The sequence below is a fragment of the Acinetobacter sp. S-1 genome, assembly GCF_059579785.1.
On the sequence record NZ_CM184207.1, the window covers coordinates 3,553,621 to 3,568,129 of the forward strand.

Sequence of the window (14,509 nt, forward strand, 5' to 3'; positions counted from 1 at the left end):
TCACCTTTAACTTATGCAGATAGTGTAATCAGATTACGTCCTTGCATTTCGGCAGGAACAGGAATCTTCATTAAATTGAGAATTGTCGGTGCTACGTCTGCAAGCACACCACCTTCTGCAATTGTTGCTTGTGTTGGACCAACATAGATAAACGGCACAAGCTCGGTTGTATGTTGAGTATGCACTTGCCCACTTTCGTAGTCTTGCATTTGTTCAACGTTACCATGGTCAGCAGTAATGAGCATATGGCCTTTTTTCGCCATAACTGCTTCATAGACACGACCTAAACAAGTATCAACCGCTTCAACTGCTTTAACCGCAGCATCAAATACACCTGTATGCCCGACCATATCACCATTTGCGTAGTTCACAACTAATAAGTCGTACTCACCCGAATTAATCGCTTTAACCAACTCATCAGTGACTTCATAAGCACTCATTTCTGGCTTAAGGTCATATGTCGCAACGTTTGGAGATGGAATTAGAATACGTTTTTCACCTGGATATTCATCTTCACGACCACCACTAAAGAAGAATGTTACATGTGCATACTTTTCAGTTTCAGCAATACGTAACTGGGTTTTACCTAAAGAAGATAAATACTCACCCAATGAATTTTTAAGGTCTTCTGGCATATATGCAACTGGTGCATCAATGCTTGCCTGATAACGCGTTAACATCACAAATTTAGAAAGATTTGGTACAACTTTGCGTTCAAAACCAGCAAAGTCTTTCTCTACAAATGCGCGAGTAATTTCACGAGCTCGGTCAGCACGGAAATTCATAAATACAACGCTATCACCATCTTGAACTTTAGCAATATCACCAATACGAGTCGCTTTTACAAACTCATCATTTTCATTGGCTGCATAAGCTAATTCCAACCCTTCAACCGCGGTTTGAGCAGTACGAAGTGCTTCACCTTCGGTTAACAAGCGATAAGCTTGCTCAACGCGATCCCAACGGTTGTCACGGTCCATTGCAAAGTAGCGACCAATCATGGTTGCGATACGGCCTTGGCCCGGATATTGAGCAAATAATGCATCTAATTTTTCTAAAGACGGCTGAGCACTGCGTGGAGGTGTATCACGACCATCAAGGAAAGCGTGCAAATAAACTTTTGCACCGCGTTTTAATGCAAGTTCACACATCGCCACAATATGATCTTCATGTGAATGGACGCCACCTTCTGAAAGTAGCCCCATGATATGGACAGCACCGCCAGCAGCTTTGGCTTTTTCAACAGCGTCGATCAACACTTCATGTTTAAAGAAGTCACCAGTACGGATATCTTTAGTAATACGGGTAAAGTCTTGATATAACACACGGCCAGCGCCAAGATTCATATGGCCAACTTCAGAGTTCCCCATTTGCCCATCAGGCAATCCAACATCTTCACCTGAACCAGAAATTAGACTATTCGGATGCTTGGCTTTCATTGCCGCCAAATTTGGTGTTTTTGCTGCAAGAAAAGCATTATCTTCAATCGCTTCACGGTGTCCAACACCATCCATAATGACCAGAACGTGAGGGATCTTGCCAGCAGTTGCATCCGTCATAATCAATTTCTCTTTTGTCTACAATTTCGTCACAATATCTTACCGAATTTTCGGTCAAGACTCTATTTATTCCTATGGCTTTCACCAATATCCGCGATTGATGAAAACCATAAATATCACTTATTTCTAGCGAGCGCGGTAAAGCAAATAACTTCCGGCACCAAACATTAGCAAGATAGGTACAAGTACGAACCATGCTGGAGATGGGGAATAAACCAAGCTCGCATAGCCCAAGAAATCTTGCAAATAATAGAAACTCAAACCAATGAACAATGCGATCACCAAACGGAAACCCATTGATTGTTGGCGTAACGGTCCAAAAATAAAAGAACACGCCACTAGAACTAATGCAATGAGTGAAAATGGCGAAGCAACTTTTTGCCAGAAAGCCAATTGGTACGTCTTTGGTACCTGACTATATTCATCCATATAACGCATAAAGCTAATCAGTTGGCTTGGCGATAAATCTTCAGGATCTAAAGTCACCATATGCACATATTTAGGCTGTAATGCTAAAGCAAGCGATTGTTCTTCATGGTCAGTTTTGATGGCATTGCCTGCCGCCAAAATGTCCATTTGTTCAGCTTTTTTCAAAGCCCATTGACCATTTTTAATAAACTGTCCTTGCTGAGCATTAATTAATGATTGCAAGTAATAATTCTGGTCAAAGTCGACCACTTGAATGTCTCTTAAATTGCCTTGAGAGTTAGCATAGTCGATATAGATAAATCGCTGCCCTTCACGTGACCAATAACCTTTAACTTCACCTAAAGCAGCTACTGAACGATGGCTTTTAACACTTTGTGCTTTTTCATTCGTGTAAGGGATAACCCATTCACTTAAAGCAAACGACAAAATAATAAGCAGTAAAGCTGAGCGCATAACCCAACCGACAATACGCCATAAGCTAACACCCACTGAACGCATAACAATGAGTTCACTACTCGTTGCCAATGAGCCCAGTCCAATCACAGCACCAATCAAGGCAGAGATAGGTAAAATTTCATAGAGATAGCGAGGAGCTCCCCACAAGACATAGACGAGAGCTTGCCATGCGTTATAGTCTGGTTTGAGCTCACCCAACTCGCCAAGATATGTAAATAAGACCTGAAGAATGGACAAAACAACTGTGGTGCCAAACATCGCAAGCGCAGTGGTTTTCGTCACATATTTGGCGACTATTCGACGTGCTAACATTATAATTTCACTCGCTTGATCTGTTTCTTGATTTTTGGTCCTAACTTCTGCTTACGTGAGAATAAGGCGGCAGCAACGCCATACACAACTAACACGGCAGGATAAGCCCAAATATCGAGTTCTTCTTTACTAATACGAGTCTTGATTGCAATCATTAATACGATCAGACTGGAAAAAATAAAAATCGCCGGAATAAGACGGTAATAACGGCCTTGTCGTGGGCTCACCTCAGACAATGCCACTGATAGCATTAATGCAATAACAATAGTGAATGGCCCAAATAAACGCCATCCCAACTCACTTCTGATGACTGGATCATTTGTTTTTGAAAAGAGTTTTGTTGTTGATAGTGCTTCTACATCGCCACTCTCAAACTTAACATCTTTGTCATTTTCTAAACGTAGACGATAAGACTGAAACTCTGCTTGTGTATATTTTGGTTGTCCCGGAAATATTTCATAGCGACGACCTTGTACCAGATCAACGACATTGGCGGTGTCATTTGCAACTTCTACACGAGTCGCTTCTTTTGCCAAAATCATAACATCTGGCTTATCTTCTTTAGCAGCGCGCTGATAAAAGAAAATATCCTTCAAATTCTTTCGGTCTTCTGACAATGAACCTGCATAGATCGTATATGGCCCAGAGGAAATAAACTCTCTTGGTCGAACCAAATCGAAACCTGTCCGAACAGCTTGTGTTGTTGTCAGTTTTTCAAACTCACGTAGTCCCCACGGCGTCATCCAGAGCATAAGCACAGACTGAAAAACCATATAAACAAGCGTCATTGGAATGAGTAATCGTGCTAATTGATGACGGCTTACACCACTACCATTTAATACAGCCATTTCATGGTCAACATATAAACGACCAAACACCAACATTAAACCAATGAAAAAACCCAATGGTAAAATGAGTGTTAGAAATTCAGGTAAACGATATCCAATGATGCTAAATAAGATACTGGCATCTAAACGCCCCTGCGCCGCCACACCAAAGTATTTGATCAGACGGCCACCCATCATGATTAAGGTCAGTAAAGAAATGACCACCAATGAGGTAGAGACAACTTGCTTGACGAGATAACGCCGAATAATCAAAGTAATACTTCCAAAAGGCTAATCGGGACGTGTGCTAGTTTACCCGAATGTTAAAAATATAAAACCGCACATTGCAACGCTATGCTTGAAAGTGTTTCAATGTTTTAATCCAACATAACTTTCTATAGGCAATCACGGCAGCCATGAAATTTACAACTTATACAACTTTTCCTGAACAGACATCTAATGAATCTTTGTGGGTTTTAGTTGATTCAGAACAGCTACAAAGCAACATCAACACATATCAAATCAATAACCTAGAAAGCGTTCTTACTGCCACCCAATTCAAAGGCAACTTCAATGAAACTCTGCCTTTATTCGGGCAAGTTTCAAATCAACCTCATAGCCAATTACTTGGCTTAGGAAAAACAGCCGAACTTCAGGCGGTTAAGCTCGCTAAACTTGCCCAAACCATTATCAAATCGACACAAAATAAATTTAAGCATATCGCAATTGATATTGCTGCGTTACCTGTCGAATACCATTATTTATTCGCTTTAAGCTTAACTCAAGCAGCTTATGGTTATGATGAGTTTAAATCGAAAAAAAATGAATTTGTGTTACAACAGGTTGATTTAATTAGTTCAACAACGAGCCTCGATGAAAAACAACTGGCTTTAGTGCATGCCGTACAATCTGGTCAGTCGTATGCACGTGACCTTGGAAACCGTCCAGGTAACATTTGCTTCCCTGAATATTTGGCAGAACAAGCATTAGCTTTAGCTGCAGAATTCCCTGACTTACTCAAAGTAACTGTCTTAAATGAACAGCAAATGGCTGATTTAGGTATGTATGCTTTTCTTGCAGTCAGCAAAGGATCTGAACGTCCGGGTCGTATCGTAACACTCGAATACCAAGCTGGAATTGACCAAGCGCCTGTTGTGCTTGTTGGTAAAGGCGTTACTTTTGATACAGGCGGTATTTCTTTAAAACCAGGCCTAGGCATGGATGAAATGAAGTTCGATATGTGCGGTGCAGCCTCTGTACTAGGTACTATTCGCGCGCTATGCGAGGCAAGACTTCCTATTCATGTCGTTGGAGCAATTGCAGCTGCAGAAAACATGCCATCAGGTAAAGCAACTCGCCCAGGTGATATTGTGACAACCATGAGCGGACAAACAGTTGAAATCTTAAATACCGATGCAGAAGGTCGTTTGGTACTGTGCGACACATTGACCTATATCAAACGCTTCAACCCAGCAGTTGTGGTTGATATCGCAACATTAACTGGTGCATGTGTAGTCGCTTTAGGTAAAGTACTGAGTGGTTTGTTCTCACCAGATGATGCTTTAGCAGCTGAACTTCAACAAGCGGGTGAGCAATCATTTGACCGTGTATGGCGTATGCCAGTCATTGAAGATTATCAAGAATTACTTGATTCACCATTTGCTGATATTGCAAACATCGGCGGTCCATACGGCGGTGCGATTACGGCAGCATGTTTCCTTGAGCGCTTTACACGTGAGTACCGTTGGGCTCATTTAGATGTAGCAGGAACAGCGTGGTTATCTGGTCCAGCTAAAGGTGCAACAGGTCGTCCAGTACCATTACTCATGCAATTTTTAGCGAATCGTGTAAATACGAATGGCTAAAGTTAGTTTTTATCTGTTTGAAACTAGTGAAGAACGGCAAGTCGATAGTGCTTGCCGTTTATGCCGAAAGATTTTGCAGAAGCATCCTAAAATCTGGTGGTATTGCCCAGATGTGCAGCTACAACAAACTCTTGATGAAAGATTATGGGATTTCGACCCTGCAAGTTTCATTGCGCATGGGATTGATCAAGCTGAAGCTGCTGTATGTATTTCGGCTAAACAACCGCTTGAACAAGGCTTGTTAGTATTTAATTTTAACAATCATGCACTTGAACAAGTTGATCATTTTAGCCACATTATAGAAATTGTTGAAAATAATGAAACAGCCAAGCAAATTGGTCGAGAAAAATTTAAAATGTATCGCCGTTTGGGTATAGAACCGCGGACCTTTAAATTATAACGCGCTAAAATGTAAATACTGTTGAACAAAGGAGAAGCATGGTGGCATTAAATGTCGGGCAAGATTTTAAAAAAAGATGGTTAAATGCGCCTGAAGCTGTCCGTCATGCCTATCAACAGGATCTGGCACGTATTTGCGACCTATTAGAACCCCAAACCCCTATTCAGCTTTGGGTTTTAAATGACGAAAAAGCGCAGTTAGAATCGCAGCAAAAAATTGAACAAGCTTACGCGGACCTTAAGGCAGAGCTTATTGAGCAAGCACGTATCCGTCGTCAGCTCGCTTTAGAAAAAGCGCTTGCTGACAAACGTGCATCAGAAGCTGCTTATGCTGCGGAGTTGCAAGCAGACGAAATTCGCAAGTTTAACGAACAGACTGAAACATTACAGACATTACGTAGTCATTTAGAACAAGAAGTTGCAGAACAAACTGCACGTTATCAGAAAAACCCTGAAACACCAGCAGTCAATTACTCTGCTGGCGTAAAACTTAGTATTACCGATGATCAAATCTTATCTGAGCTTGAAAGTTTACGCATTCGTTTAGAACTTGAAGCTGAAAACCTAATTGAAGAGTCTGTAACGGCTTTCCGAGCCAAACTACATTCGGCAGCTCAAGAAGAAATTGAATACATTTTAAAGAACTCTAAGTTTTCTGATGAAAAAATAGAGAAGTAAAGTTTTTAAAACTTCTTCTGTCATAAAACTGACACCTATATGTCACAAAATAGACATAAATATTATTCTTGTAGATCAATTGATTATGAGAATAGAAAGTAGCGATTTTAAGATAATTAATGAGGGTAAGAAATGGACATTCCACATCAGATTTCAAAGCAACTTGAGCAGCTTAATCAGGGTGAGCAATGGACATTTTCAGCACAAGAACTTTATATGAGTCATAACGACTTTAATTCGCTTTCAATTTTGCTGACACGAGCGTCGGAAAAAGGTGAGTTTTCAATTACACGTACTCAGCATACTAAACCATGGGTCGGCACACATTCGGTTACTCTGACTAAGCATTAATTTTTAAAAATAAAAAAACCGGAACATATGTCCGGTTTTTTATTTTGATGATCTGGCTTTTATTTTAAAAAACCATTTTCAGCTAAAAAAGCCATACTAATATTTGACTCAGTTTTTTGCTCAGCTGCTTTATCACCTAGCAATAAACGCTCGATATAACGCGCCAACACGTCGACTTCAAGGTTGACCTTACTGCCTACTTGCCACGTTCCAATATTGGTACGTTCTGCAGTATGCGGAATCAAATTCAAGCTTAAAATATTTCCACGCAAGTGGTTAATCGTTAAGCTAATTCCGTCAACGGTTACAGAGCCTTTTTCCGCCAAATATTTAGCAAGTTCTGTCGGTGCTGTAACTTCATAATAGATTGAACGAGCGTCTTCACGCACTACGGTAATTTCACCTACGCCATCAACGTGACCACTTACAATGTGCCCACCAAAGCGCGTTGTCGGTAACATTGCCTTTTCAACATTGACACGTTGCCCAACTTTCCAGTTACCTAAAGTCGTTCGATTTAAACTTTCACGAGAAACATCTGCCGCGTACCAGTTATCGCCCCATTCAATCACTGTAAGACAAATACCATTGGTTGCAATCGAATCACCCAAATGTACATCAGACATATCCAGAACAGTCTGAATACGTAGACGTACATCACCACCTACACTTTGCAGGCTTTCAACTTTACCTAAACTTTCAATAATGCCTGTAAACATGGCTCAATCTCCAAATCTTTTTACACTGCTTAAATTGCAGCGCTTACCAAAGTGCGAGCTGTGTACTATTGCCTGAGGTATCTACACCACCTAGCTCGGCGAAGTGGTAAAGCTGGCCTAATAACTGACGTAATGGTGGTCCTGACTTAGCATGAGTATCAGTAATCACAATAAACTCAAGCACGCGTGCACGTTCAGACTGTCGTTGTTTACTCACTCGATAACGCGGAACATCTTGTGTTAACAAGGTCACTTTGCCTCGTTCCAGATTGGCCATAAGTAAATCTTTCGGTTCGATATTACCATCAGTTGAATAGCTGGTCAGAATATAGCGCGCATTGATCGTTGAGAGTAATTTCTCATATGCATCTTTTGCATGTTTAGAAGAGTTATATGGACTCGGACGCTCTTTACGCCATGCTCTATCAATACCACTCTTATAACCTTTAGTATCTGGTGAAGGTAAATCAACCTGATCCCATAAAGTTAATGCATTTAAAACGTGGTAATTACTACTATATGCGTGCTGGTTATATGGTGGATCGAGATAGGCAACATCAACCTCAAAACCACTCATTTGATTTGCTAGATGCTGTGAATCTACACACCACATTTCAGCAGCCGGACGTTTGCGATCACCAATCTCACAAAAACGGCTCGGTGTTAACCAAAGTAATGATTCAATTCGTTCTAACGCAGTTTGAGTACGTCCGCCCCACCCTTGGTGGAAGCTTTTAAATACACCACTCGTGTTACTGACAAAACTAGCTGAATAGAGCAATGGCGCAAGTAAAGCACTCATCTCTACATCATTAATTGCACCTTGTGCCTGCCATGTTGCAATCTGCTGACGAATTGCATCGATACGCATACCGTTACGGCGTTTAAAGAATAAACGGTCACGAGTTGGATCGTATACATCATCGTTGCGTGGACAAAGGTTATGCGTTACCCAACCTTTAACTTCAGGTAAGCGATTTAAATAATCGATTGCCTTTTGATAGCCACCCAGTTCTTTAAAAGCAGGTGCATCTACACAGGCTAAAATTGCATGATTTAAAGCATGACTATAAGGTTCCCAGTCGTTTGCAATGACTCGGTAACCATTTTGACGTGCTAAACGAGATACAACGCCACTGCCGGCAAAGAAATCGGCAAAAATCGGTGGATTCTTTTTCTTGCTATTCAGTGTCCCTGTAATTTCAAGGGCTTCTAAAATTAGATGGAGCAATCGGCGCTTGTTACCCAAGTACGGCACAAGCTGATGGAAAAGATATTCGTCTGTCGTACGGGCTGCATGACGACGTTTGTGATAAACCGAAGGCTCTGAATTCATACTTTCTCTTGCGTAGGGATTAACCTTAAGCGTATATCTTGATCAATTTGTGTCACATCAAGAAGTGTAAAACGAAGTTGCTCTGCCATATATTCAAACTCTGCATTGAACATGGCCCTTGCACTTTTCCCCAATAAGGTCGGGGCAATATAACTGATCAATTCGTCCACCAAACCTTCTTGCAAAAAGGCAGTAGACAATGTTGCGCCAGCTTCAACCAGCACATCATAAATTTGATGTTGCTTAGATAAGGTCTGTAATAGCATTTTTAAAGGCTGAATTTCTAATTGTATCACGCCTAAATCAGCAAGTTCTTGACGATAAGGCCCCATCACCATCACAGTTTCAGGATTCTCTAAGATCTTAGCGTTAAGTGGTAAACGTCCTTGGCGATCTAAAACAACACGTTTTGGCTGAGCAACTGTCTTGATATCAAAATTATTGAGTGAACGCACATTAAGCTGACAATCATCTGCAATCACAGTTTCAATACCTGTAATCACTGCTCCGGAAATGGCACGCCAATGTTGTACATCTTGACGCGCAACCGAACCAGTAATCCACTTCGACTCACCTGATGCCATTGCAGTACGCCCATCTAAACTTGAGGCTACCTTTAAACGTACATAAGGCATGCCTGTAGACATTGCCTTTAAAAAACCTTGATTAAGTTCTGATGCTAAATCTTCGCAAATGCCAACTTCTACTTCAATTCCGGCATTTTCTAAAATCTGAACACCCTTACCCGCCACCAATGGATTTGGATCAGGACAAGCAACCACTACTTTTTTAACTTGAGCTTTCACCAATGCTTCGGCACAAGGAGGGGTTCTGCCATAATGTGCACATGGTTCAAGCGTAACGTAAGCTGTTGCACCTTGTGCATGTTCACCCGCTTCGCGTAAGGCAAAAACCTCTGCGTGTGGCTGACCCGCTTTAGGATGAAAACCTTGGCCAATTAACTGATCATCTTTGACAATCACACAACCAACATTTGGATTAGGCTTGGTCGAATATAGTCCTCGTTTGGCAAGTTCAATGGCTTGCTGCATCCAATACTGATCTTGTTTCAACTCAGACATAAAAATCTCAAATGATTAGTGTTCACGTTGTTGCATTTGCTCAATTTGACGGCGAAACGCTTCAACATCCTGAAAATCTTGATAGACAGAAGCAAATCGGACGTAAGCAACATGGTCAAGGGCAAATAAAGATTGCATGACGATTTCACCAATTGTTCTAGATTTCACATCACGCTCACCTAAACGGCGAATCTGCAACTGAATATCACTTAAAACTGTTTCGATCTGCTCTTGTGTGACCGGACGTTTTTGCAAAGCATGCATTAACGAACGACGCAATTTGGCCTCATCGAAAGGTTCATTTTTTCCATTCGATTTGATCACACGGGGCATTACCACTTCATAGCTTTCAAAAGTGGTAAAACGTTCACCGCAACTTACACACTCACGACGTCGACGAATCTGACAGCCTTCGGCGGCTAAACGTGAATCGATGACTTTACTATCTGCGGCGTTGCAAAATGGACAATGCATAGCGGATTTATAGGGTCGATTACTTTGAGCTAGTGTAGCAAAATTTCTACACTTACAGAACCAGCATTCTATAAGACAAAAAAACAGTCCTGAGCAAGATCAAAGCATCGCTTTGATCACAGCGCAAGACTGTTCTTTTAAGACAGATATGTTAATGATTATTCGATACGTTCGCCATGTTGGCTTAAATCCAGACCCATGCGTTCATCATCAGCATTAACACGGATACCAATCACAAGATCAATCACTTTAAGAATAACGAAAGTCGCGATACCGCTGTAAACCATGGTTGCCAATACGCCTTCAACTTGTACCCATAATTGGCCAGCGAATGTTGGAGCTAATGCAACGTTGGCTGCTTTAATAATTTCGTCACTGTAGAATACGCCAGTTAAAATCGCACCGACAATACCACCTACCGCATGCAAACCAAACGCATCCAAAGCATCATCGGCTTTAAGTAAGCGTTTAAGTGCTGTAATACCCCAGAAGCACACTACGCCACCAATAAGGCCCATCACTAAAGCACCGCCTACTCCAACAAAACCTGCTGCTGGTGTAATCACAACTAAGCCAGCTACCGCACCAGAAGCACCACCTAATACAGATGCTTTACCACGGATCATACGTTCAACAACTAACCAAGAGAATGCAGCAGCGGCAGCAGCAACTTGAGTTACTAAAATTGCCATACTTGCACGAGCACCAGCGCCTAGAGCACTACCACCGTTAAAGCCGAACCAACCCACCCAAAGTAAGCTTGCACCCACTACAGTTAAAGTCAGGTTATGCGGAGCCATAGATTCGCGGCCAAGGCCAATACGTTTTCCAAGCATGTAAGCAGCAACTAGACCTGCAACACCTGAGTTGATATGTACAACTGTACCACCAGCAAAATCTAATGCGCCTGCTTTAAATAACCAGCCATCTGCAGCCCACACCCAATGGGTAATTGGTGCGTAAACAACGAGCACCCAAACTGCAATAAACACCATGAAAGCTGAATACTTCATACGGTCTGCGATAGAACCGCTAAGGATCGCAACTGTAATAATGGCAAAAGTCATTTGGAAAATAACAAAGAGACTTTCAGGAATTGTCCCACTCAATGCATCAAACGCCACCCCGTTTAGCATTGCTTTAGACAAATCACCAAAAAATGCACCTGTGCCAGAGAACGCGATTGAATAACCAGCAATCACCCACAGCAAACTTACCAAGATTGCAGCTGAAAGGCTGAACATCATCGTACTGAGTACATTTTTTTTACGTACCATACCGCCGTAGAATAAAGCCAATCCCGGAATGGTCATTAATAGAACCAATGCGGTTGAAACTAAAATCCAAGAGGTATCACCCGTATCAAGCGTAGGTGTCGGTGCTGGAGCTGCTGGAGTTTCAGCAACTGGTGCTTCTGCAGTAGTTGCAGTAGCTGGAGATGTTGATGCAGCCGCAACTTCCGATGTTGGCGTTGTTACAGCTTCTTCTGCCCAAACGGCAGTACCACCCAAAAGAGCGCCTGATAGACTGAGCGCCATAAGCATTTTTTTCATTCGTGTCCCCCAACCTCATTTGCGAGTTATTTTCTACTCAGCAAGCTTTGTGCCAATTTAGACAGCATCCGGTCCAGTTTCACCCGTCCGAATACGGATTACTTGTTCCAGGTTAGTCACAAAAATCTTACCATCGCCGATTTTTCCAGTGCTTGCGACACGTGTAATTGATTCAATTACTGCGTCGACCATTTCATCACTAATCGCAATCTCGATTTTTACTTTAGGTAAGAAATCAACCACATACTCCGCGCCACGGTAGAGTTCAGTATGCCCTTTTTGACGACCAAAACCTTTAACTTCAGTTACGGTAATCCCTTGTACACCAATGTCAGAGAGTGCTTCACGCACGTCATCCAATTTAAACGGTTTTACAATTGCAGTTACAAGCTTCATGTTTGTTTCCTTCGGCTTCTTTTCACCAGTAAGGTTTTATGTTCAATTTTCATGCCAATATTTCAAAGGTTGAGGGAAATGAATCTTTTGCATGAACTTTCTTTATAACCTATTTAGTGAGCAAGATGTAGATGAGCTATCAAAAATAAAATGAATTTTCAGTAGTGTTATATGCTGATTTAATGATCTATTTGCACTAAAAAAATTGAAACCTATATCCAGCGCTTAAGCAGTGTTAAACTGTAAAGCATAAGGTAATACAACACTTTGGATATTTCATGCTAGAAACTTTGCTACAGGCCATTCTGGAACAAATTGATGAGCCTAAAAAAGATTTGGAAAAAAATTTACGTGCATTATTAAATGAAGCGGTCGAAAAGTTGGATCTTGTTTCCAAACAAGAGATCAACCGTCAAAAGACTGCACTTCAATCAGCCAATCAACGTTTAGAAGAGCTACAAAAACAAGTAAGTTTGTTAGAAGAAACTTTAAAGAATAAAAAATAAGCACCAACGTAGCGCATTTATACTTTACAACGATTAAAAATGAAGCACCATAATGGAACAATAAGATGTCTTTTTCTAAAATTTATACACGGGGACTTTTAGGTTTACATGCACCTCTGATTGAGGTCGAGGTACATGTGAGTCAAGGCTTACCTTCTCTTACTATTGTCGGCCTAGCAGAGGCGGCGGTAAGAGAAAGTAAAGACCGAGTTCGCTCAGCCATTATTAATAGTGGATTTCAATTTCCAACAAAACGGCTGACCATTAATCTTGCACCAGCAGATTTGCCCAAAGATGGATCACGTCTAGATTTACCTATTGCTATAGGTATTTTAATTGCATCTGGCCAGCTCCCAGAAAACTGTGCCGAAGATTTTGAATTAATTGGTGAATTAGCTTTAGATGGCCATGTAAGGCCAGTGCCAAGCACGTTAACTTTGGCAATGGCGTGTCAACAGGCCAAGCATAAAATGCTTTTACCTCTCGATAACAGTCAGGATATTAGCCATTTACCGAATCTTGAATCTTATCCAGTGAGCCATTTAAAAGAAGTTTGTGATCATTTCTTGGGCATAAAATCACTATCTTCGATTGAACCTGCAACGACCTCAAACCAAATGCGTTATAAATTTGATCTGGCAGATGTAAAAGGTCAGCTACGTCCCCGTCGCGCACTAGAAATTGCCGCCGCAGGCGGCCACTCGCTGCTCTTTAAAGGACCACCAGGTACAGGTAAGACTTTACTCGCTTCACGTCTTCCTTCAATTTTGCCACCGCTTTCTAATCAGGAAACGCTTGAAGTCGCGAGTATTTATTCTATTTCAAATACACCACATACCTTTGGACAGCGCCCATTTCGCGCGCCCCACCATACAGCATCAGCGATTGCACTAGTTGGGGGCGGTTCACATCCTAAACCGGGTGAAATTACCTTATCTCATTTAGGGGTTTTGTTTTTAGATGAACTCCCCGAGTTTGACAGAAAAGTTCTAGAGGTCTTACGTCAGCCGCTTGAGTCAAAAGAAATCATTATTTCACGTGCAGCTCGGCAAATTACTTATCCTGCAAACTTTCAGCTCATTGCAGCAATGAACCCTTGTCCATGTGGTTATGCTTTTAATCAAGACAGTCGTTGCCAATGTTCGCCAGAGAGTATCAAGCGCTATCAAAACCGTATATCGGGACCATTACTTGACCGTATCGATTTACATATTGATGTACCGCCTTTAAAAGCTCAAGAACTGCAAGATCCAACGCCTGCTGAAGACTCTACGGCTGTAAGACAGCGTGTGATTTATGCTTATAAACAACAAATGCAAAGACAAGATTGTTTAAATCAAGCACTTTCACCGAAACAACTTGAGCAATATGCTGTACTTGATAGTACTTCTCAACGAATGATTGAGATGGCTCAACAACGTTTGAATCTGTCGGCTCGTGCTTATCATCGTGTTTTACGGGTTGCTCGTACCATTGCCGATTTGGCGCAAAGTGAGATGATCCAAAGTCCTCATCTCACAGAAGCGCTCTCTTATCGTGGCAATCATTCTTAAGATAAAACAGCGGA

The 14,509-nt window shown here is 41.6% G+C and carries 15 protein-coding genes; 6 read left to right on the forward strand and 9 right to left on the reverse strand.

Features of this window, described 5'->3' with window-relative positions; all coding sequences use genetic code 11:
- Positions 1-11: 11 nt before the first annotated feature.
- The 3 genes from gpmI to lptF form a co-directional block, all read right to left on the reverse strand.
- A complete protein-coding gene (gene gpmI / locus AC52J8_RS17030; RefSeq protein ID WP_075384045.1) occupies positions 12-1,559 on the reverse strand; it encodes a 2,3-bisphosphoglycerate-independent phosphoglycerate mutase in 1,548 nt (515 codons plus the stop codon).
- Between the two features lie 126 nt (positions 1,560-1,685).
- Positions 1,686-2,756 (reverse strand): LPS export ABC transporter permease LptG, encoded by a 1,071-nt coding sequence (lptG, locus tag AC52J8_RS17035; protein WP_002121203.1) that lies wholly within the window; start codon positions 2,754-2,756, stop codon positions 1,686-1,688.
- A complete protein-coding gene (gene lptF / locus AC52J8_RS17040) occupies positions 2,756-3,856 on the reverse strand; it encodes an LPS export ABC transporter permease LptF (protein WP_002121169.1) in 1,101 nt (366 codons plus the stop codon). Before lptF ends, lptG begins: the two co-directional genes overlap by 1 nt.
- 143 nt (positions 3,857-3,999) lie before the next feature.
- On the opposite strand from lptF, the gene AC52J8_RS17045 reads away from it, so the two are divergent.
- From AC52J8_RS17045 to AC52J8_RS17060, 4 genes are all read left to right on the forward strand, one after another.
- Entirely contained in the window at positions 4,000-5,448 is a 1,449-nt protein-coding gene (locus tag AC52J8_RS17045; protein ID WP_033851247.1) for a leucyl aminopeptidase, read from the forward strand.
- The gene (locus AC52J8_RS17050; RefSeq protein ID WP_002121193.1) at positions 5,441-5,848 is read left to right on the forward strand and encodes a DNA polymerase III subunit chi; all 408 of its coding nucleotides are present in this window, start codon (positions 5,441-5,443) and stop codon (positions 5,846-5,848) included. The genes AC52J8_RS17045 and AC52J8_RS17050 overlap by 8 nt, the downstream gene beginning before the upstream one ends.
- 38 nt (positions 5,849-5,886) lie before the next feature.
- Positions 5,887-6,525 (forward strand): cell division protein BlhA, encoded by a 639-nt coding sequence (blhA, locus tag AC52J8_RS17055; protein ID WP_002121184.1) that lies wholly within the window; start codon positions 5,887-5,889, stop codon positions 6,523-6,525.
- Positions 6,526-6,657: 132 nt separating this feature from the next.
- A complete protein-coding gene (locus tag AC52J8_RS17060; RefSeq protein ID WP_002121224.1) occupies positions 6,658-6,876 on the forward strand; it encodes a hypothetical protein in 219 nt (72 codons plus the stop codon).
- Between the two features lie 59 nt (positions 6,877-6,935).
- On the opposite strand, the gene AC52J8_RS17065 is transcribed toward AC52J8_RS17060, so the two are convergent.
- From AC52J8_RS17065 to glnK, 6 genes are all read right to left on the reverse strand, one after another.
- Positions 6,936-7,595 (reverse strand): riboflavin synthase, encoded by a 660-nt coding sequence (locus tag AC52J8_RS17065; RefSeq protein ID WP_086398702.1) that lies wholly within the window; start codon positions 7,593-7,595, stop codon positions 6,936-6,938.
- Between the two features lie 43 nt (positions 7,596-7,638).
- Positions 7,639-8,931, reverse strand: a complete 1,293-nt coding sequence (locus AC52J8_RS17070; RefSeq protein WP_002121221.1) for a DNA adenine methylase — start codon at positions 8,929-8,931, stop codon at positions 7,639-7,641.
- On the reverse strand, positions 8,928-10,013 hold the full coding sequence (gene ribD, locus AC52J8_RS17075) for a bifunctional diaminohydroxyphosphoribosylaminopyrimidine deaminase/5-amino-6-(5-phosphoribosylamino)uracil reductase RibD (RefSeq protein ID WP_086398703.1): 1,086 nt from the start codon (positions 10,011-10,013) through the stop codon (positions 8,928-8,930). The genes AC52J8_RS17070 and ribD overlap by 4 nt, the downstream gene beginning before the upstream one ends.
- Positions 10,014-10,028: 15 nt before the next feature.
- Positions 10,029-10,487, reverse strand: coding sequence for a transcriptional regulator NrdR (nrdR, locus tag AC52J8_RS17080; RefSeq protein ID WP_000543541.1), 459 nt, complete (start codon positions 10,485-10,487; stop codon positions 10,029-10,031).
- A gap of 158 nt (positions 10,488-10,645) precedes the next feature.
- Positions 10,646-12,040, reverse strand: a complete 1,395-nt coding sequence (locus AC52J8_RS17085) for an ammonium transporter (RefSeq protein ID WP_005079483.1) — start codon at positions 12,038-12,040, stop codon at positions 10,646-10,648.
- 57 nt (positions 12,041-12,097) lie between these two features.
- Entirely contained in the window at positions 12,098-12,436 is a 339-nt protein-coding gene (gene glnK / locus AC52J8_RS17090; RefSeq protein ID WP_000780326.1) for a P-II family nitrogen regulator, read from the reverse strand.
- Between the two features lie 278 nt (positions 12,437-12,714).
- Between glnK and AC52J8_RS17095 the strand changes: the two genes are divergently transcribed.
- Positions 12,715-12,942 carry an accessory factor UbiK family protein gene (locus AC52J8_RS17095; protein ID WP_086398704.1) on the forward strand — a complete coding sequence of 76 codons (228 nt, stop codon included), beginning with the start codon at positions 12,715-12,717 and terminating at the stop codon, positions 12,940-12,942.
- Positions 12,943-13,007: 65 nt separating this feature from the next.
- Positions 13,008-14,495 (forward strand): YifB family Mg chelatase-like AAA ATPase, encoded by a 1,488-nt coding sequence (locus AC52J8_RS17100; protein ID WP_086398705.1) that lies wholly within the window; start codon positions 13,008-13,010, stop codon positions 14,493-14,495.
- The last annotated feature ends 14 nt before the right edge of the window (positions 14,496-14,509 follow it).